At 66.6% G+C, this 17,876-nt stretch carries 19 protein-coding genes; 13 read left to right on the top strand and 6 right to left on the bottom strand.

Annotated elements, in window-relative coordinates; translation table 11 throughout:
- Positions 1 to 106: 106 nt before the first annotated feature.
- The 5 genes from lsr2 to H0P51_RS26005 all read left to right on the top strand — a co-directional run bounded on the left by lsr2 (position 107) and on the right by H0P51_RS26005 (position 5,047).
- A complete protein-coding gene (gene lsr2 / locus H0P51_RS26025; RefSeq protein ID WP_180915669.1) occupies positions 107 to 445 on the top strand; it encodes a histone-like nucleoid-structuring protein Lsr2 in 339 nt (112 codons plus the stop codon).
- 349 nt (positions 446 to 794) lie between these two features.
- Positions 795 to 3,320, top strand: a complete 2,526-nt coding sequence (gene clpC1, locus H0P51_RS26020) for an ATP-dependent protease ATP-binding subunit ClpC (protein ID WP_180915668.1) — start codon at positions 795 to 797, stop codon at positions 3,318 to 3,320.
- A 220-nt stretch (positions 3,321 to 3,540) separates the two neighbouring features.
- Positions 3,541 to 3,750, top strand: coding sequence for a CbtB domain-containing protein (locus H0P51_RS26015; protein ID WP_180915667.1), 210 nt, complete (start codon positions 3,541 to 3,543; stop codon positions 3,748 to 3,750).
- A gap of 20 nt (positions 3,751 to 3,770) precedes the next feature.
- Positions 3,771 to 4,514 carry a CbtA family protein gene (locus tag H0P51_RS26010; protein WP_180915666.1) on the top strand — a complete coding sequence of 248 codons (744 nt, stop codon included), beginning with the start codon at positions 3,771 to 3,773 and terminating at the stop codon, positions 4,512 to 4,514.
- Complete coding sequence (locus tag H0P51_RS26005) at positions 4,511 to 5,047, top strand: histidine phosphatase family protein (RefSeq protein ID WP_180915665.1); 537 nt, start codon at positions 4,511 to 4,513, stop codon at positions 5,045 to 5,047. Before H0P51_RS26010 ends, H0P51_RS26005 begins: the two co-directional genes overlap by 4 nt.
- 313 nt (positions 5,048 to 5,360) lie before the next feature.
- On the opposite strand, the gene H0P51_RS26000 is transcribed toward H0P51_RS26005, so the two are convergent.
- Together H0P51_RS26000 and mhuD are read right to left on the bottom strand one after the other, a co-directional pair.
- A complete protein-coding gene (locus tag H0P51_RS26000) occupies positions 5,361 to 6,731 on the bottom strand; it encodes a serine hydrolase (protein WP_180915664.1) in 1,371 nt (456 codons plus the stop codon).
- Positions 6,706 to 7,023 carry a mycobilin-forming heme oxygenase MhuD gene (mhuD, locus tag H0P51_RS25995; protein WP_180915663.1) on the bottom strand — a complete coding sequence of 106 codons (318 nt, stop codon included), beginning with the start codon at positions 7,021 to 7,023 and terminating at the stop codon, positions 6,706 to 6,708. The genes H0P51_RS26000 and mhuD overlap by 26 nt, the downstream gene beginning before the upstream one ends.
- Positions 7,024 to 7,037: 14 nt before the next feature.
- Here mhuD and H0P51_RS25990 point away from each other — a divergent pair, with 14 nt between their 5' ends.
- Positions 7,038 to 7,808, top strand: a complete 771-nt coding sequence (locus tag H0P51_RS25990) for an alpha/beta fold hydrolase (protein WP_180915662.1) — start codon at positions 7,038 to 7,040, stop codon at positions 7,806 to 7,808.
- Between the two features lie 4 nt (positions 7,809 to 7,812).
- Here H0P51_RS25990 and H0P51_RS25985 read toward each other — a convergent pair whose 3' ends face one another.
- Entirely contained in the window at positions 7,813 to 8,724 is a 912-nt protein-coding gene (locus H0P51_RS25985) for an HhH-GPD family protein (protein WP_180915661.1), read from the bottom strand.
- Between H0P51_RS25985 and H0P51_RS25980 the strand changes: the two genes are divergently transcribed.
- Together H0P51_RS25980 and H0P51_RS25975 are read left to right on the top strand one after the other, a co-directional pair.
- Complete coding sequence (locus H0P51_RS25980) at positions 8,723 to 9,346, top strand: carbonic anhydrase (protein ID WP_180915660.1); 624 nt, start codon at positions 8,723 to 8,725, stop codon at positions 9,344 to 9,346. The genes H0P51_RS25985 and H0P51_RS25980 overlap by 2 nt on opposite strands.
- An 89-nt stretch (positions 9,347 to 9,435) precedes the next feature.
- On the top strand, positions 9,436 to 10,245 hold the full coding sequence (locus tag H0P51_RS25975) for a hypothetical protein (RefSeq protein WP_180915659.1): 810 nt from the start codon (positions 9,436 to 9,438) through the stop codon (positions 10,243 to 10,245).
- An 81-nt stretch (positions 10,246 to 10,326) separates the two neighbouring features.
- Here H0P51_RS25975 and disA read toward each other — a convergent pair whose 3' ends face one another.
- Genes disA through H0P51_RS25960 form a run of 3 tightly spaced genes read right to left on the bottom strand, consistent with a single transcriptional unit; the run spans position 10,327 to position 13,476 of the window.
- Entirely contained in the window at positions 10,327 to 11,403 is a 1,077-nt protein-coding gene (disA, locus tag H0P51_RS25970; protein WP_180915658.1) for a DNA integrity scanning diadenylate cyclase DisA, read from the bottom strand.
- 30 nt (positions 11,404 to 11,433) lie between these two features.
- Positions 11,434 to 12,855 (bottom strand): DNA repair protein RadA, encoded by a 1,422-nt coding sequence (gene radA / locus H0P51_RS25965; RefSeq protein ID WP_180915657.1) that lies wholly within the window; start codon positions 12,853 to 12,855, stop codon positions 11,434 to 11,436.
- A gap of 48 nt (positions 12,856 to 12,903) precedes the next feature.
- Positions 12,904 to 13,476 (bottom strand): copper chaperone PCu(A)C domain-containing protein, encoded by a 573-nt coding sequence (locus H0P51_RS25960; RefSeq protein WP_180915656.1) that lies wholly within the window; start codon positions 13,474 to 13,476, stop codon positions 12,904 to 12,906.
- A gap of 341 nt (positions 13,477 to 13,817) precedes the next feature.
- Between H0P51_RS25960 and carD the strand changes: the two genes are divergently transcribed.
- Genes carD through rlmB form a run of 5 tightly spaced genes read left to right on the top strand, consistent with a single transcriptional unit; the run spans position 13,818 to position 17,866 of the window.
- Entirely contained in the window at positions 13,818 to 14,306 is a 489-nt protein-coding gene (carD, locus tag H0P51_RS25955; protein WP_007166539.1) for an RNA polymerase-binding transcription factor CarD, read from the top strand.
- Positions 14,307 to 14,323: 17 nt separating this feature from the next.
- Positions 14,324 to 15,016, top strand: coding sequence for a 2-C-methyl-D-erythritol 4-phosphate cytidylyltransferase (gene ispD, locus H0P51_RS25950; protein WP_180915655.1), 693 nt, complete (start codon positions 14,324 to 14,326; stop codon positions 15,014 to 15,016).
- Entirely contained in the window at positions 15,013 to 15,492 is a 480-nt protein-coding gene (gene ispF / locus H0P51_RS25945; RefSeq protein ID WP_180915654.1) for a 2-C-methyl-D-erythritol 2,4-cyclodiphosphate synthase, read from the top strand. Before ispD ends, ispF begins: the two co-directional genes overlap by 4 nt.
- Before the next feature lie 37 nt (positions 15,493 to 15,529).
- Positions 15,530 to 16,936, top strand: a complete 1,407-nt coding sequence (cysS, locus tag H0P51_RS25940) for a cysteine--tRNA ligase (protein ID WP_180915653.1) — start codon at positions 15,530 to 15,532, stop codon at positions 16,934 to 16,936.
- Positions 16,937 to 17,866 (top strand): 23S rRNA (guanosine(2251)-2'-O)-methyltransferase RlmB, encoded by a 930-nt coding sequence (rlmB, locus tag H0P51_RS25935; RefSeq protein ID WP_180915652.1) that lies wholly within the window; start codon positions 16,937 to 16,939, stop codon positions 17,864 to 17,866.
- The last annotated feature ends 10 nt before the right edge of the window (positions 17,867 to 17,876 follow it).

Here is a 17,876-nt window from a genome sequence, read left to right as displayed (position 1 = left end):
GTTGTGTCGGATTGAGTATTCGCCCTTGATATGGCAGATTGGTGCCCGGGGGAATCTATCCAAAGTGGAATCTGTAACCAATCAGGAAGAACGTGAGGGTAAGCCAATGGCGAAGAAAGTGACGGTCACCTTGGTCGATGATTTCGACGGTGCCGGCGCCGCCGACGAAACGGTCGAATTCGGGCTTGACGGGGTGACCTATGAGATCGACCTTTCCAGTAAGAATGCGGCGAAACTGCGTAATGATTTGAAGGGGTGGGTGGCCGCTGGGCGGCGCGTTGGTGGCAGGCGGCGCGGACGTGCGGGTTCCGGCCGGGGCCGTGGCGCGATCGACCGCGAGCAAAGCGCCGCGATCCGCGAGTGGGCGCGTCGCAATGGGCACAACGTATCGACTCGCGGCCGGATCCCCGCCGACGTGATCGATGCGTTCCACGCCGCGACCTAAGTCATCGCGAGCGACCTAAGTCGATCGAAGGCGAAGGGCTTTTGTTCGGCCTGACTCTGGTCGCGGTCGTCGTCTGATCCAGCATTTGCCGGCGCCCGGGCTCATGTCAGCTCGGGCGCCGGATTTCTTGCTTTTCGCTTGCGGCGAACGGATCTTTGCTGCGCTCGGGAAACACACCGGGGCTTTGCCGCGTTAGTGTCTTGTGCTTCGGCGCCGCTGCGCACCGTGAGGTTATGAACCCTGGCGGGCCGACCATTAGAGTGGACGGCAGGTACGCGGTGTCGGCCCCTGTGCCGACAGAGTCTTGGCGACACGGAGTACCCATGGTGAGGAGAGCAGGTAACCACCAATGTTCGAACGTTTTACCGATCGTGCCCGCAGGGTGGTCGTCCTGGCCCAAGAAGAGGCCCGGATGCTCAACCACAACTACATCGGCACTGAGCACATCCTGTTGGGCTTGATCCACGAGGGTGAGGGCGTGGCGGCCAAGTCGCTGGAGTCGCTGGGGATCTCGCTGGAGGGTGTCCGCAGCCAGGTCGAGGAAATCATCGGCCAGGGCCAGCAGGCGCCGTCCGGTCACATTCCCTTCACGCCGCGCGCCAAGAAGGTCCTGGAGCTGAGCCTGCGCGAGGCGCTGCAGCTCGGTCACAACTACATCGGCACCGAGCACATCCTGCTGGGGCTGATCCGCGAGGGCGAAGGCGTGGCGGCCCAGGTGCTGGTAAAGCTCGGCGCCGAACTGACCCGGGTGCGTCAGCAGGTGATCCAGCTGCTGTCCGGCTACCAGGGCAAGGAGGCCGCTGAGGCCGGCACCGGTGGTCGCGGCGGCGAGTCTGGCAGCCCGTCGACGTCATTGGTGCTCGACCAATTCGGCCGCAACCTCACCGCCGCGGCCATGGAAGGCAAGCTCGACCCCGTCATCGGCCGTGAGAAAGAAATCGAGCGGGTCATGCAGGTGCTGAGCCGGCGCACCAAGAACAACCCGGTGCTGATCGGCGAGCCCGGCGTCGGCAAGACCGCCGTCGTCGAGGGCCTGGCGCAGGCCATCGTGCACGGCGAGGTTCCCGAGACGCTCAAGGACAAGCAGCTCTACACCCTGGACCTGGGTTCGCTGGTCGCTGGCTCCCGCTACCGCGGTGACTTCGAAGAGCGCCTCAAGAAGGTACTCAAGGAGATCAACACCCGCGGCGACATCATCCTGTTCATCGACGAGCTGCACACGCTGGTTGGTGCCGGTGCTGCCGAGGGTGCCATCGACGCGGCCAGCATCCTGAAGCCCAAGCTGGCCCGCGGCGAGCTGCAGACAATTGGTGCCACCACCCTCGACGAGTACCGCAAGTACATCGAGAAGGACGCCGCGCTTGAGCGCCGTTTCCAGCCGGTCCAGGTGGGCGAGCCGACAGTGGAGCACACCATCGAGATCCTCAAGGGTCTGCGCGACCGCTACGAAGCGCACCACCGCGTGTCGATCACCGACGGCGCACTGGTGGCTGCGGCCACCCTGGCAGACCGCTACATCAACGACCGGTTCCTGCCGGACAAGGCGATCGACCTGATCGACGAGGCCGGCGCACGGATGCGAATCCGCCGCATGACCGCGCCGCCAGACCTGCGCGAGTTCGACGAGAAGATCGCCGAGGCTCGCCGGGAGAAAGAGTCCGCGATCGACGCCCAGGACTTCGAGAAGGCCGCCAGCCTGCGCGATCGGGAAAAGCAACTGGTAGCCCAGCGCGCCGAGCGGGAGAAGCAGTGGCGATCCGGTGACCTCGATGTTGTCGCCGAGGTCGACGATGAGCAGATCGCCGAAGTGCTGGGCAACTGGACCGGCATCCCGGTGTTCAAGCTCACCGAGGCCGAGACCACGCGCCTGCTGCGGATGGAGGATGAGCTGCACAAGCGGATCATCGGCCAGGTAGACGCCGTCAAGGCTGTCTCGAAGGCGATCCGTCGCACCCGTGCCGGGCTGAAGGACCCGAAGCGGCCGTCGGGGTCGTTCATCTTCGCCGGGCCGTCCGGGGTCGGCAAGACCGAGCTGTCCAAGGCGCTGGCGAACTTCCTGTTCGGTGACGACGATGCGCTGATCCAGATCGACATGGGCGAGTTCCACGACCGCTTCACTGCTTCACGGCTGTTCGGAGCGCCTCCGGGATACGTCGGCTACGAGGAGGGCGGTCAGCTCACCGAGAAGGTGCGGCGCAAGCCGTTCTCGGTGGTGCTGTTCGACGAGATCGAGAAGGCCCACCAAGAGATCTACAACAGCCTGTTGCAGGTTCTCGAGGACGGTCGCCTCACCGACGGTCAGGGCCGCACGGTCGACTTCAAGAACACCGTGCTGATCTTCACCTCGAACCTGGGGACATCCGACATCTCCAAGCCCGTCGGCCTCGGCTTCACTCAGGGTGGCGGTGCCAACGACTACGAGCGGATGAAGCAGAAGGTCAACGACGAGCTGAAGAAGCACTTCCGTCCGGAGTTCCTCAACCGTATCGACGACATCATCGTCTTCCACCAGCTGACCAAGGACGAGATCATCCAGATGGTCGACCTGATGATCGGGCGCGTCGCCACCCAGCTCAAGAGCAAGGACATGGCGCTCGAGCTGACCGACAAGGCCAAGGCCCTCCTGGCCAAGCGTGGTTTCGACCCTGTGTTGGGTGCCCGTCCGCTGCGGCGCACCATCCAGCGCGAGATCGAGGACCAACTTTCGGAGAAGATTCTGTTCGACGAGGTCGGTCCGGGTCAGGTCGTCACGGTTGACGTGGAGGACTGGGACGGCGAAGGCCCCGGCGAGGACGCGAAGTTCACCTTCGTCGGCACTCGCAAGCCGCCGGTCGACGTGGATCTGGCCAAGGCCGGAGCGCACGAAGCCCAGTAGCCGCACCAACCTGACTGCATCGGAGTAAGCCCCAACCTGGGGCTTACTCCGATGCTGCTTTTGGCGGGCGGGTCTACACTGGCCACTGTTGTCGGACGGGTACCCGGAATCTGGTGAAACTCCAGAACGGTCGCGCCACTGTCGATAGTCAGACCTGGTGCCCGATTTCAGCACGCGCTAGCAGTGACTGTGGGACGCGAGATCCCAGAAGGAGTTGATTGTGGCCACTTCGCAGACCTCCCGAGCCGGATCGGTTGACCTGTCGGGCGCCCGCGCAGCGGTGTGGCTGGCGGCCACCGTCGTGCTGGCCCTGCTAGCGATCTACTTCGTCGGCATCGACCAGGGCGCAGTATCGCTGTTCGGCAGCGACACACATGTGCACGAATTCTTCCATGATGCAAGGCATCTGCTCGGGTTCCCCTGCCACTGACCCGCGGCTGGCCTGACCCGGTGGAGCAGCGTCTGATACTGCGCGGGCTGCTGGCGGGTGTACTCGGCGCGATGCTGGCGTTCGTTTTCGCCCGCCTGTTCGCCGAGCCCGTCATCTCCCGCGCGGTGGAATTCGAGGAAGCCCGGGCTGAACGGGCGCCGGGGGTGCACGAACACGGCGCCGAACTATTCTCCCGCGGCGTGCAGGGCAACGCCGGGTTGGGGTTTGGTGTGCTGCTCTTCGGAGTCGCGCTGGGTGCGCTGTTCGCGGTATTGTTCGGCGTTGTTTATCCACGATCGGAAAACACTGCACCGCAGCTACTTTCGATTCGACTGGCGGTCGGCGGGTTTGTCGCGGCGTATCTGGTGCCGTTTCTGAAATATCCGGCGAATCCGCCCGCTGTCGGTCAGGCGGACACCATCGGTTCGCGCACTTCGTGGTATTTGGTACTGGTGCTGGCGTCGGTGGTGCTGGCCATCGCTGCGGTGCGGCTGTCGAGGCGCCTGAGGAAGCGGTTCGGGGCGTTTAATGCCGGCTGTCTGGCTGTGGCCGCCTACGCCGCAGCGGTCGCGCTGATTGCGCTGGTGTTGCCGTCGGTGGCAGAGACACCGCCTGGCTTTCCCGCGGACGTCCTCTACGAATTCAGGCTGGTTTCGCTGGGCACTCAACTGGTGCTGTGGGTGAGCATCGGCCTGGCCTTCGGCGTGCTCGCCGGGCAGGCGCTCAATGCCGGTGATACGCAGGCTCCGAGCACCGCGCCGTGAGCGGGGTGGCGCGGCTGACCCTGGTGTCGCACGCCATGACGGTCGCGATGGCGGCCGGACGCTTTCCCGCCGACGAGCCGCTCAGCGCCGGCGGCCAGGTCGCGCCGCTGCGGCTGAGCGGTAATACCCGGCAGCTGGCCGCGCCAGAGCAGCGGACCCGCGAAACTGCGAAACTACTTGGGCTGCAACCGGTTATCGAACCACGGCTGGCTGACCTGGATTGCGGAATGTGGCGCGGGGCGTCGCTGCCCGACCTTCACCCCGCCGACTTGGAGACGTGGTTGACCGACCCGGGCCAGGCGCCGCACGGCGGCGAAACCGTTGTCGAGCTCATCGACCGCGTTGGGGGCTGGTTGGCCACGGTGACCTCCGAGGCCGCTCGGACGGTGGCGGTAACGCATCCGGCCGTGGTCCGGGCCGCGCTGCTGACGGCTCTGGAAATACCGCCGAAGTCGTTCTGGCGCATCGATGTTGCCCCGCTGAGCCGGACCATGCTGTACTTTCGCGGTCAGCGCTGGACGCTGCGGCTCTAGTTGTGCCAGCGCTCTGTTGCGATGCAGCAGCCGATGACGACGGCAGCGTTGAGGACCGTATGCAGGAGCAGTCGACGCGGCCGGGAATGTAGCATCGCCGACTGCCCGGGTGTCAGTATCGCGGTCAACAACCGCTGGTTCCTGACGCGCCGGTGCACAAACAGATCTGACCCGTACAACGCCAACCCTTTCGCGGAGTTAGGTGCACGCTATTTTTCCACCGGATGGTGGGCAAGCCAATCGCGGCCAGGCATACCGAACGCATAGCCGCCGGCGGCCCCTGGGCCGAGTTGATGTGAGAACTGTATGGCCCCTACTTGGGGGCGACCAACGCAAAGGCTTGCTTGGCGATCTGCAACATCCAGCTGGTTACCGTCGGGCCGTGGTCACGTGGCCAGTTCAGCTGGAAGCTGACTACCCAGGGCTGCCCGGTCTTGTCGACGGCGTACCAGCTGAAGGTCAGATCTCCGGGTAGGCCACCAGCTTTGGCGCCGATGTAGGGCCACATGGTGCGGTCCAGCTGAATGCCGGCGACTGCGGACAGAATCTGCCGGACGTGAGCGGCTTTGCCGACGGCGTCCGCCTGCAGCGCCACATGCACCCGGCAGATGTCGTCAGCGTTGCCGTACCACTCGGCGCCGTAGGCGGAGGCGGGGGTGTGGGCGCGCGTCGGATCAGGTTCGTAGGCAGCCGAATTCGCTTGTTCTAGTAGGGCGGCGCGTTCCTGCTGGGAGGCGTTTTTCCAACGTTCCCGCCGGTCGGGCTGGCCCCAGCCGACCGAAAACAGTTCATACATTGTGGGAAACGGCGTCATGCTGGCCGGATCGTGGTGACCGGCGGTGGCCAACGCTTCCTCGATGGCGTGGGTCCCCAATCTGCCGATCAGCAGATCGGTGGCCATGTTGTCGCTGGTGGCGATCATCTTCTCGGCCGCCGTACGCACCGAAACATGTTCGCCAACAGCAAGTTCCAAGCCAGAAGAGCCGACTGCCTTGCCTTTGGCGGTAACCGTCAACTGATCGTCCCAGGATACGGTCCCGTTCTTGATGGCAGTCGCGACCGCGTGCAGCACGTACAACTTGAAAATCGATGCCAGCGGCAGCGATTCGCCGGTGTTGGTGCCCGCTACCCGGGTGCACTGGCCGTTGTCGACCTTGGCCACCTGATAAGAGTAGCGGGCTCCCGTCTTGCTCAGCACGGCATCAATGTCACGCCAGGCGTTGATCGTCGGTGGCGGTTGCGTTTCAAGTTCGAAGCGGTCGACCCGGCCGGCTTCGTCGGTATGGATCCGGATGTCCTGGCGCGCGCCGTAGGAGGAGGTCAGGTGCAGGGTAGCCACGCTGGCGCCGACGTCGACGCCCTCGAGGGTGAACGGACGGTCCCACCACAGACTTTCCATGGTGGCTTCTACCGCGTCCACCTTGTCGGGTGCGGCCAGTGTGCCAACTCCGACCGGGCCGATCGGCCAGTCGGAGTTGAGCATGTCCATGGTCTGCTGCGCCCGCAGACCCGGTGGAGTCGTGGTGTCGATCCGATGCCCGACGTTGGCCGCGTTCGCCGACGGGGTGGGTGAGGCGGTGCATCCGGGCGCCAGTGCCATCACCAGCGCCGCCGCGGTGCTCGTCGCCAATACCCGGGCACGCCGGGGACTAAGGCGGCTATTCAGCCTTCGCGTTCCCGGCAACGTCCATCACAACCTCGAATTCCAGCAGCGACGCGCCGGTTGCCACGGGGTTGGCCCGCTCCCCGGCGTGCGCGTGGATGGCGGGTCCGCTGGCCCAGGCCTGGAAGGCCTCTTCGGACTCCCAGTGCGTAACCACGAAATAGCGGTCCTCACCCTTGACCGGACGCAGCAGCTGGAATCCGAGAAACCCGGGGGAATTCTCCACCGCGTGAGCGCGGTGAGCGAACCGCTTCTCCAGCTCCGGGCCAGCGTCGGCGGGCACCTCGATTGCGTTGATCTTCACCACTGGCATTCCGTTAGGTTACCGTGCCACGGATGCCGACCGATCTGTTGACCCATCGCGGCGGAGGGGGCCGGCCCCTGGTGCTGGTGCACGGGCTCATGGGCCGGGGAACGACCTGGTCACGTCAGCTGCCGTGGTTGACTCGGTTGGGCGCGGTGTACACCTACGACGCGCCGTGGCACCGCGGGCGAGACGTCGAGGACCCGCACCCGATCAGCACCGAGCGCTTCGTTACCGATCTGGGCGACACGGTGAGTGGGCTGGGGGCGCCGGTCACGCTCGTCGGGCATTCGATGGGGGGCCTGCATTCCTGGTGCCTGGCCGCCGAGCGGCCGGAACTGGTCAGGGCGCTGGTGGTGGAGGACATGGCGCCGGATTTCGTCGGGCGGACCACGGGACCGTGGGAGCCTTGGCTGCACGCTCTTCCCGTCGAATTCGATTCTGCTGAGCGGGTATTCGCCGAGTTCGGGCCGGTTGCCGGGCAGTACTTCCTGGAAGCGTTCGATCGCACCGCCAGCGGCTGGCGCTTACACGGGCATACGGCGCGCTGGATCGAGATCGCGGCGCAATGGGGTACCCGCGATTATTGGTCGCAGTGGCGGGCGGTGCGTGCACCGGCGCTGCTGATCGAGGCAGGCGTTTCGGTAACGCCGCCGGGGCAGATGCGACGGATGCACGAACTATCGCCGGCGTCAACGTATTTGCATGTCCCCGGGGCCGGCCATTTGGTGCACGACGATGCGCCAGAAGTATATCGGCGCGCGGTCGAGTCCTTCGTGAGCGGACTGGACTAGCTGGCTATTCCTCGCCTGCCAGCGCGAAACGGCCGTCGGCGGTCTGTGTCACCAGGCCGTCAGCCAGCAATGAGTACAGTGCCCGGTCCCGTTGCGCGGTATCGGTCAGCCACGCCACGTCGAGCTGGGCTCGCGTGACCGGAGAGTTGTTGTCACGCAGCACATCGAGTAGTCGGCCGCGGACTTGACGGTCGGTACCGGCGTACGTCTGGACCCGGCGGGCGGGGCCGGTCGCTGGCGGGTAGCCAGCCTGGCGCCAGGCGCAGGAATCAAGCGGGCACAGGCCGCACTTCGGTGCTCGCGCCGTGCACACCATTGCACCCAGCTCCATCAGGGCCACCGAAAACTCCGGCGCGCGTTTGTCATTCGGTAACAGCGCGGCAACGTCGGCATGGTCGCGGGTGGCCGACGGCGAGCCCGCGTCGGCGCGACCGTGCACTGCTCGGGCCACCACGCGCCGCACGTTGGTGTCCACCACCGGTACCCGTCGCCGATAGGCGAAGCAGGCCACCGCCCGCGCCGTGTAGCTTCCGACGCCCGGCAGCGTCAACAGCACCTCGACATCGTCGGGAACCACGCCGTCGTGCTCGCGCGTGACTACGATTGCGCACTCGTGCAGACGCTTAGCTCGCCTCGGGTAGCCCAGTTTGCCCCACGCTCGCAGCACGTCCGCAGCGGTGGCCGCCGCGGTTGCCGATGGGGTGGGCCAGCGGCGCACCCACTCCGTCCAGATCGGCAGCACCCGTGCGACCGGGGTCTGCTGCAGCATGAACTCGCTGACCAGGATCTGCCAGGCGTCGACGCCAGGCGCCCGCCAGGGCAGGTCCCGCCGCGAACTGCGGTACCAGGCGAGCAGATTTGTGGCCGATATGTTTTGGGAGACGGCCACGGTTCCTTGCGGCACAATGTGTGCCATGCCTAGCAGCAACCCGATAAGCGCCTGGAAATCACTCAAAGAGGGTAACGAGCGATTCGTCGCGGGTAAGCCCGTGCATCCCAGCCAAAGCATCGACCACCGAGCCAGCCTGGCCGGCGGGCAGAAGCCTACCGCGGTCATTTTCGGGTGCGCAGACAGTCGGGTCGCTGCTGAACTGATCTTCGACCAGGGCCTCGGCGACGTGTTCGTGGTGCGCACTGCCGGACAGGCGATCGATTCCGCGGTGCTGGGCTCGATCGAGTACGCCGTTGCGGTTCTTAACGTGCCGTTGATCGTGGTGCTCGGCCACAACAGCTGCGGCGCGATCAAGGCCACCATTGCTGCCCTGGATGAGGGCGAGATTCCGGGCGGCTTCGTCCGGGACGTGGTGGAGCGGGTCGTTCCGTCGGTGCTGGCGGGCCGGCGCGAGGGGCTGACCCGCGTCGATGAGTTCGAAGCGCGGCACGTGAGCGAGACACTGGCGCAGTTGGTGTCGCGCTCCTCGGCCATCGCGGAGCGGGTCGATGCGGGGAGCCTCGCCCTTGCCGGGGTCACCTACAAACTCGCCGACGGAAAGGCAGCTCTGGTCGACCACATCGGTGACATCGGCGACCAAGCCTGACCGTCACTACACGACCGCTGACCGACCAACCTGACGACACGCCGAGGCGGGTCAGCCGAGTCGGTGTGACCTGGCCTTACGGTGTGAACGTGCTGGATCTAGAACCGCGGGGCCCGCTACCCACCGAGATCTATTGGCGCCGCAGGGGGCTTGCCCTGGGCATCGCGGCCGTCGTGATCGGTATCGCCGTCGCCGTCGTCATCGCCGTCGTCAGCAGTAGCTCGGGCTCCAAGCCCGCGAACAAGGCCACCGCGGCCCAGGGGCACCAAGGGGCTGGCCCGTCGCCGGCGTCCGGCGCTCCAGCCAGCCCCGAACCGGCTGGGCAGACCGCGCCGCCGGCTCCCGGCGCACCCCCGGGGACCCTTAACCCGGAGTCGCCCACCCCAACGGCCGCGGTGCAGCCACCACCCGTTCTCAAGGACGGCGACGACTGCCCCGATTCGACGCTGGCCGTCAAGGGCCTGACCAACGCGCCCCAGTACTACATCGGTGACCAGCCGAAATTCACCATGGTGGTGACAAACATCGGGCTGGTGTCCTGCAAGCGCGACGTCGGTGCAGCCGTGCTAGCCGCCTACGTCTACTCGCTGGACAACAAGCGTCTCTGGTCCAACCTGGACTGCGCGCCCTCCAACGAGACACTGGTCAAGACGTTCACACCGGGCGAGCAGGTGACTACCGCGGTCACCTGGACCGGCATGGGCTCGGCACCCAAGTGCCCGTTGCCGCGTCCGGCGATCGGACCGGGCACCTACAACCTGGTGGTGCAGCTGGGGAACCTGCGTTCGCAGCCGGTCCCGTTCGTGCTCAACCAGCCGCCGCAGCCACCGGGGCCGGTGCCCGCACCGGGGCCCGCCCAGGCGCCACCACCGGAAGCTCCGCCGGCCCAGGGCGGCTAACTTCGTGCAGCCGGCGTAGGTAAAACCGCCACAAAGTTCGGCGCCGGAGATCGCAGCCTGGTCACGCTCGCAGAAAGTGGTCTAGTGGTCGGCGATCGTCGACTCCGCCAACTGCGACAACCCTTCGCGCACATGCCTGGCCCACAGGGCACCGATCCCGTCCACCGACTGCAGGTCGTTGGCGCTGGCGGCCAGCAGCCCCTGCAGGGTGCCGAACGAGCGGACCAGCAGGTCGACGTGGGCGAATTGCAGCCGGGGGATGCCGGCCATGGCGCGGTAGCCGCGCGGGCTCAGCGCTGAGTCCTGGGCTTCGGCGGTGGTCGGATAGCCGAAAACCTTGGCCAGTGCGGTCAGCTCCAGCAGGTCGCTGTCCGAGAGTGCATCCAGCTCGCTCAGCGTGGACGCGATCTGGGTCTTGGACGGCGGTTCGGGGTTGGCATGGTAGTCGCGCACGATGAGCTCGCGAGCGGTGTCGTTGCCGCCCAGCAATTCCTCCAGCTGCAGGCGCAGCTGCCGTCCGTCGGTGCCCAGTTCTACGGCGTCATAATCGATCGCCAACCCGATGCGGCGGACCAGCTCGAGACGCTGTACCACCGTCATCACATCCCGCAGCGTGACGAAGTCTTCGACCTCGGCGAGGGACAGTTGCCGGCTCACCTCGTCGAGCCTGGTCTTGTAACGCTCCAGGGTCGCTATGGCCTGATTGGCCCTAGACAGGATGGTCGCCGAGTCCGTCAGCACGTGGCGCTCGCCGGCAACGTAGACGGTCACGATGTTCATCGAGTGGCTGACCGAGATCACCGGGTATCCGGTCTGGATTGCCGACCGCTCGGCCGAGCGGTGCCGGGTGCCCGATTCGTCGGTGGGAATCGAGGGATCCGGAACCAGTTGAACATTGGCCCGCACGATGCGGCTGCCGTCGGTGGACAGCACCACCGCGCCGTCCATCTTGGACAGTTCCCGCAGGCGGGTCGGCGCATAGCGCACGTCGAGCGCGAAACCGCCGTCGCAGATGGCCTCGACGTTCTCATCGTGCCCGAGGACGATCAAGGCGCCGGTGCGGCCACGCAGGATGCGCTCCAAGCCGTCGCGCAGCCCGGTTCCGGGAGCCAGGCGGGCGACGGCCTCACGCAGGGTCGGACGAGTCACAGCGTGCATTCTGCTACGCCGCGCAGCGAAGCGGGACCCCTAGTGGGCGCTGTCGAGCCGATACGACTCCGCGCCGGTGGGGTCGCGCTGTTCGGCGATGTCGACCATGTGGCGCAGCGCCTCGCCGATGGTGGCCGCGCTCAACGCCCGCATCGCGGCCGGGATCTCCTTGCAGCCCGGCGGGATCAGCGCAACGGTGAAGCCCTGCCGGGCGGCTTCGGCCAGCCGTCGTTCCATGCCGTGGACGCGGCGTAGGTCGCCCGCTAGCCCGACCTCTCCGATCACCACCGCGGTGGTGGGCAGTGGCATCCCGGTGTAGGACGAGGCCAACGCGACGGCGACCGCCAAATCCGACGACGGCTCGGTCAATCGCATGCCACCGACGGTGGAAAGGTAGATCTCGACCGCACCGAGTTTGAGCCGGCCGTGCTTTTCCAGGACCGCGGTGATCATCGCGGCCCGGGAGTGGTCGATACCGCTGACGGCCCTTCGTGGCGAACCGCCGTTCGGGACGGCGAGCAGGGCTTGGACTTCCCCGATCAGCGGGCGTTTGCCGTCCAGGGTCACGGTGATTGCGGTGCCGGGAACCGGCGTCGGACGCTGGTCCAAAAATAGGTGCGACGGGTCGGCGACACCCTCGATCCCGTTGTCGTGCAACAGGAAACACCCGACTTCGTCGGCTGCGCCGAAGCGGTTCTTGATGCCGCGGACCATGCGCAGGGAGCTGGTGCGGTCGCCTTCGAAATGCAGGACGGCATCGACGAGGTGCTCGAGCGAACGCGGGCCGGCAATCGCCCCGTCCTTGGTGACGTGCCCGACCAGGATCATCGCGACGCCCTTGGTCTTGGCTGCAGCCGTCAGCGCGGCCGTCACCGCGCGCACCTGGGTGACGCCGCCGGCCACGCCGTCGGACTCGCTGGTGGACATCGTCTGCACCGAATCGACGACGACCAATTCCGGCCGCACCGTGTCGATGTGCGCCAGAACGGTGTGCAAGTCGGACTCAGCGGCCAGGTAGACCTCGTCGAATCCGGCGGCCCCACAGCAGCCGATGCGGTCGGCGCGCAGCCGCACCTGTCCGGCGGATTCCTCGCCGGAGACGTACAAGGCTCGCTGTCCGCGTTGCGCCCAGCTGTGCGCCACCTCCAGCAGCAGCGTCGACTTGCCTACACCGGGCTCGCCGGCCAGCAAGGTTACCGATCCCGGCACCACCCCGCCGCCGAGGACCCGGTCGAGTTCGTCGACTCCGGTGGAGCGATGCCGGCTGAGGTTGGGCTCGACGGAACTGATCGGCACCGCCTGCGATCCGGTGGGCGCCGAGCGACGTCCGCCGCCGACGGCGGCGAGTAAGGCGACCTCTTCGACAGTGCCCCAGCTGCTGCATTCCATGCACCGCCCCACCCACTTGGCGCTGACGTGGTGACATTCCGAGCAGCGGAACTGCGAGCGCGCGTTGGCCACGTCGTGACCGTATCCCCGGGGTCTGACAGGCCGGGCGACGACAGGCCGCTAGGAGTGGTTGGGTCCGGGTTGGCGCGGCTGTTCCGAGTTGGCCGCAACGGGCACCTCGACGCTGCCCTCGCCGGCCTTCTCGAATTTGAAGGTGAACTTGTAGGTGAGACCGTTGCTAATCGCCTTGGACAAGTTGACCGTCGCGTTGGCCGCGCCGTTGGGCCCCGGGGGTCCCGGCGCCACCGCCGGACCCTCCGGCGCCCCGACGAACAGCATCCGGCCGGCCGGCAATTTCGCGTCACCGGACAGGGTCACGGGGCCGACATCGCTGGTGATGCCGGTGAGACGGTCGTTGACGTCCGCCGAATTGTTGACCGCCACGAAGGACAGGTCCACGGTGCGGCCGGGTTGCAGGAAGTCACCGGTCTGGGTGGCTTGGATGCGAATGTTGCGCAGCGCCAAGTTGCCGATGGTGATCCGGTTGCCGTTGACGGCGGGCTCCTGCGCCGCGGTCTGAGCGATCTGACCGGTTCCGCAGCCGGTCAGCACGGCCGTGGCCACGCCCACGGCCGCCGCCGAGGCGGCGAGCCTGGCCAGGCGGAACGGCAGGCGGATGTTCAAGCGGTTCACTCAATGCCTCCTGCTGCTCAACCCTGAATGTCAACTATGCACAGTAGTAGCAAGGTACCGTCCGCGGTAGCGGCGGGACACCCGACGTTGCCGTCGCGCGATCCGCGCCGGCTTGCGCGCCGGTCCCCGCTGAAATCTGGCCCGCTCGACCAGCTATTCTTTTAGGGCGGATTCGGGCCCGTGCACCGGGGCCGAATGCGACGCCAGAGCTGGTCCCCCTGCACGTCAGAGCCCGCCTGTCAACCCCTAATGTGCGCGTGGCATGCCCCTGACCTGCACCGTTGATCCGCACGCGTCGGTCCCGCGTGTTAGACTGAGTTAACGAAAGGGGCTCGAATCAGATGATCTTCAAGGTCGGCGACACCGTTGTATATCCACACCACGGTGCCGCGTTAGTCGAGGCGATCGAAACTCGAACCATCAAAGGGGAGCAAAAAGAGTATCTCGTCTTGAAGGTCGCCCAGGGCGACCTGACCGTTCGTGTCCCTGCCGACAACGCCGAGTACGTGGGCGTGCGCGACGTCGTAGGCCAGGAAGGTCTCGACAAGGTTTTCCAGGTATTGCGGGCTCCGCACACCGAAGAGCCCACCAACTGGTCGCGTCGATACAAGGCCAACCTGGAGAAACTGGCGTCCGGCGACGTGAACAAGGTTGCCGAGGTCGTGCGTGACCTGTGGCGGCGTGACCAGGAGCGGGGCCTGTCGGCGGGCGAGAAGCGGATGCTGGCCAAGGCACGGCAGATCCTGGTCGGTGAGCTGGCGTTGGCCGAGAGCACCGACGACGCCAAAGCCGAGACCATCTTGGACGAGGTTCTGGCTGCCGCCTCCTGAATAGCCCGGGGCTCTGAGTGAGCGCGGGCAGCGGAAACGCTGTTGCGGTTGTTCCGGCCGCGGGGTCGGGTGAACGGTTGGCTGCGGGGGTGGCCAAGGCGTTCTATCAACTCGAGGGGCAGTCGCTGGTCGAGCGGGCCGTCGCGGGCCTGAAGGCGTCGGGCGTAGTTGACGATGTGATCGTCGCGGTGCCCCCCGACCGCACCGATGAAGCCAAATTGATACTCGGCCATTCCGCCACAATCGTCGCCGGTGGTCCTAGTCGTACCGAATCGGTGAAGCTGGCGCTGTCGGCGATTTCCGAACCGCGTCCACAGTTCGTACTGGTACACGACGCGGCGCGCGCGCTGACGCCTCCGTCGTTGATCGTGCGCGTGGTCGAGGCGCTGCGGGCAGGCCACGACGCCGTCGTGCCGGGGTTGCCCCTCGCGGACACCGTCAAAGCCGTGGACGCCAACGGGGTGGTGCTGGGTACGCCCGAACGGGCCGGGTTGCGGGCGGTGCAGACGCCCCAGGGCTTCGCCACCGACGTGCTGTTGCGCGCGTATCAACAGGCCCTGGCGCGGACGGGGGCCACCGATTTCACCGACGACGCAGCGCTGGTGGAGCAGATCGGCGGTCAGATCCAGGTAGTCGACGGCGACCCGTTGGCGTTCAAGATCACCACCCAGCTCGACTTGTTGCTGGCTAAGTCGATAGTGCGCCCGTGATGCAGCAGCCTCGGGTGGGCCTGGGTGTTGACGTTCACCCGATCGAACCCGGGCGGCCGTGCTGGCTGGTGGGCCTGCTGTTCCCGAGCGCCGACGGGTGCTCCGGCCACTCCGACGGTGACGTGGCGGTGCATGCGCTGTGCGATGCGGTGCTCTCGGCTGCCGGACTCGGCGACATCGGCGGGGTATTCGGCGTCGACGATCCGCGCTGGCAGGGAGTCAGCGGGGCCGACATGCTGCGGCACGTGGTCAAGCTGCTGGCTGCGGAGGGATACCGGGTGGGCAATGCGGCGGTGCAGGTGATCGGCAACCGTCCGAAGATCAGTTGGCGCCGATTGGAGGCTCAGGCGGTGCTGTCCCGACTGCTTAACGCGCCGGTATCGGTGGCGGCCACTACCACCGACGGGTTGGGTCTCACCGGGCGTGGCGAGGGCCTGGCAGCCATTGCGACCGCGATGGTGATACCGCTCCGCTGAATCGTGCCGCCGGGCCTAGGCAGTAAGCTGGCACGTCGTGACCGATCGCGCTGTCCTGCGGCTCCATGACACGGCGACCGGCGCCGTGCGCGATTTTCAACCGCTGCGGCCCGGGCACGTCTCGATCTATCAGTGCGGCGCCACCCCTCAGGGGCTACCGCACATCGGCCACGTCCGGAGCGGGGTGGCGTTCGACATCCTGCGCCGCTGGCTGATGGCCCGCGGATATGACGTCGCCTTCATCCGCAACGTCACCGACATCGACGACAAGATCCTGAACAAGGCGGCAGCGGCCGGCCGGCCGTGGTGGGAATGGGCCGCGACCCATCAGCGGGCGTTTACCGCGGCCTACGACGCCCTGGATGTGCTGCCCCCCTCAGCGGAACCGCTGGCGACCGGCCACATCACCCAGATGATCGAATTGATGCAACGCCTGATCGAAACCGGTCACGCCTACGCTGCGGCCGGGGATGTCTACTTCGACGTCCTCAGCTATCCCGACTACGGTCAGCTATCCGGGCACCGGATCGACGACGTCCACCAGGGCGAGGGAGTGGCCACCGGCAAGCGTGACCAGCGTGACTTCACCCTGTGGAAGGGCGAGAAGCCGGGCGAGCCGTCCTGGCCGTCGCCGTGGGGCCGTGGACGTCCGGGCTGGCACATCGAATGCTCGGCGATGGCCCGTACCTATCTGGGCCCCGAGTTCGATATCCATTGCGGTGGAATGGATTTGATTTTCCCGCACCACGAGAATGAGATCGCCCAAAGCCGCGCGGCGGGGGACGGGTTCGCCCGCTTCTGGTTGCACAACGGCTGGGTGACCATGGGTGGCGAGAAGATGAGCAAGTCGCTGGGCAACGTGGTGGCCATTCCGGCAATGCTGCAACGGGTGCGTCCTGCCGAACTGCGCTACTACCTGGGCAGCGCGCACTACCGCTCGATGCTGGAGTTCACCGAGACAGCGCTGCAGGACGCGGTCAACGCCTACGTCGGTGTCGAGGATTTTCTGCACCGGGTGCGCAGTCGGGTGGGCGCGGTGTGCCCCGGGGAATGGACGCCGCGATTCGCCGCGGCCCTGGATGACGACCTGGCTGTGCCGGCAGCACTGGCCGAGATCCACCAGACCCGGGCCGAAGGAAACCGCGCACTGGACGCCGGGGACCATGAGGGTGCCCTGCGCAGCGCGGCCTCGATTCGCGCGATGATGGGCATTCTGGGCTGTGACCCGCTCGACGAGCGCTGGGAATCCAAGGACGAGACACTGGCCGCGCTGGCCGCGGTGGACGTGCTGGTACGGGCCGAGTTGGAGAACAGGCAGAAGGCTCGTGCGGAGCGCAACTGGGCGTTGGCCGACGAGATTCGGGACCGGCTCAAGCAAGCCGGCATCGAGGTAACCGACACCGCAGACGGGCCGCAGTGGACGCTAAGCGGTGACGGCAAATAGATGGCCGGCAACTCGCAGCGCCGGGGGGCAATCCGTAAGTCCGGCAGCAAGAAAGGGCCGACCGTCGGTTCGGGTGGCCAGCGGCGCCGCGCCCTGGAAGGCCGTGGTCCCACACCGCCGGCGCATATGCGGCCCAACCATCCGGCCGCCAAACGGTCCAAGCCCGCGCCGACGCGCTCATCCAAGCGGGTCGACGAAGCCGAGACCGTGCTCGGTCGTAACCCGGTGCTGGAATGCCTGCGGGCCGGGGTTCCGGCGACCGCACTCTACGTTGCGTTGGGTACCGAGGCCGATGAGCGACTTACCGAATCCGTCTCTCGGGCAGCCGATTCCGGTATCCCAATCCTGGAGGTGCCACGGGGCGACCTGGATCGGATGACGGCCAATCATCTGCACCAGGGCATCGCGTTACAGGTGCCGCCTTACAACTACGCCCATCCCGACGACCTGGTTGCGACCGCCATTGCATCGCCGCCCGCAATGTTGGTCGCGCTGGACAACATCTCCGACCCGCGCAACCTGGGTGCGATCGTGCGGTCAGTCGCGGCTTTTGGTGGACACGGCGTGGTCATTCCGCAACGGAGGTCGGCCTCGGTGACGGCGGTGGCCTGGCGCACCAGCGCCGGGGCGGCAGCGCGGATCCCGGTAGCCCGGGCGACCAATCTGACCAGGACGCTGAAGGATTGGGCCGACCGTGGGCTTCGGGTGGTCGGCCTGGATGCCGAGGGTGACACGGTGCTCGACGATCTCGACGGCAGCGACCCGATCGTGGTAGTGGTCGGTTCGGAGGGCAAAGGCCTATCCCGCCTGGTACGCCAGACCTGCGACGAGGTGGTGTCCATCCCGATGGCCGGTCAGACCGAGTCGCTGAACGCCGCCGTGGCCGCCGGGGTGGTACTCGCCGAAATCGCGCGCCAGCGCAGGCGCTAACCCACCGAAG

The sequence above is a fragment of the Mycobacterium vicinigordonae genome (assembly GCF_013466425.1).
In the GTDB taxonomy this organism is placed as follows: Bacteria; Actinomycetota; Actinomycetes; order Mycobacteriales; family Mycobacteriaceae; genus Mycobacterium; species Mycobacterium vicinigordonae.
This window is presented reverse-complemented; position numbering and strand designations above follow the sequence as displayed.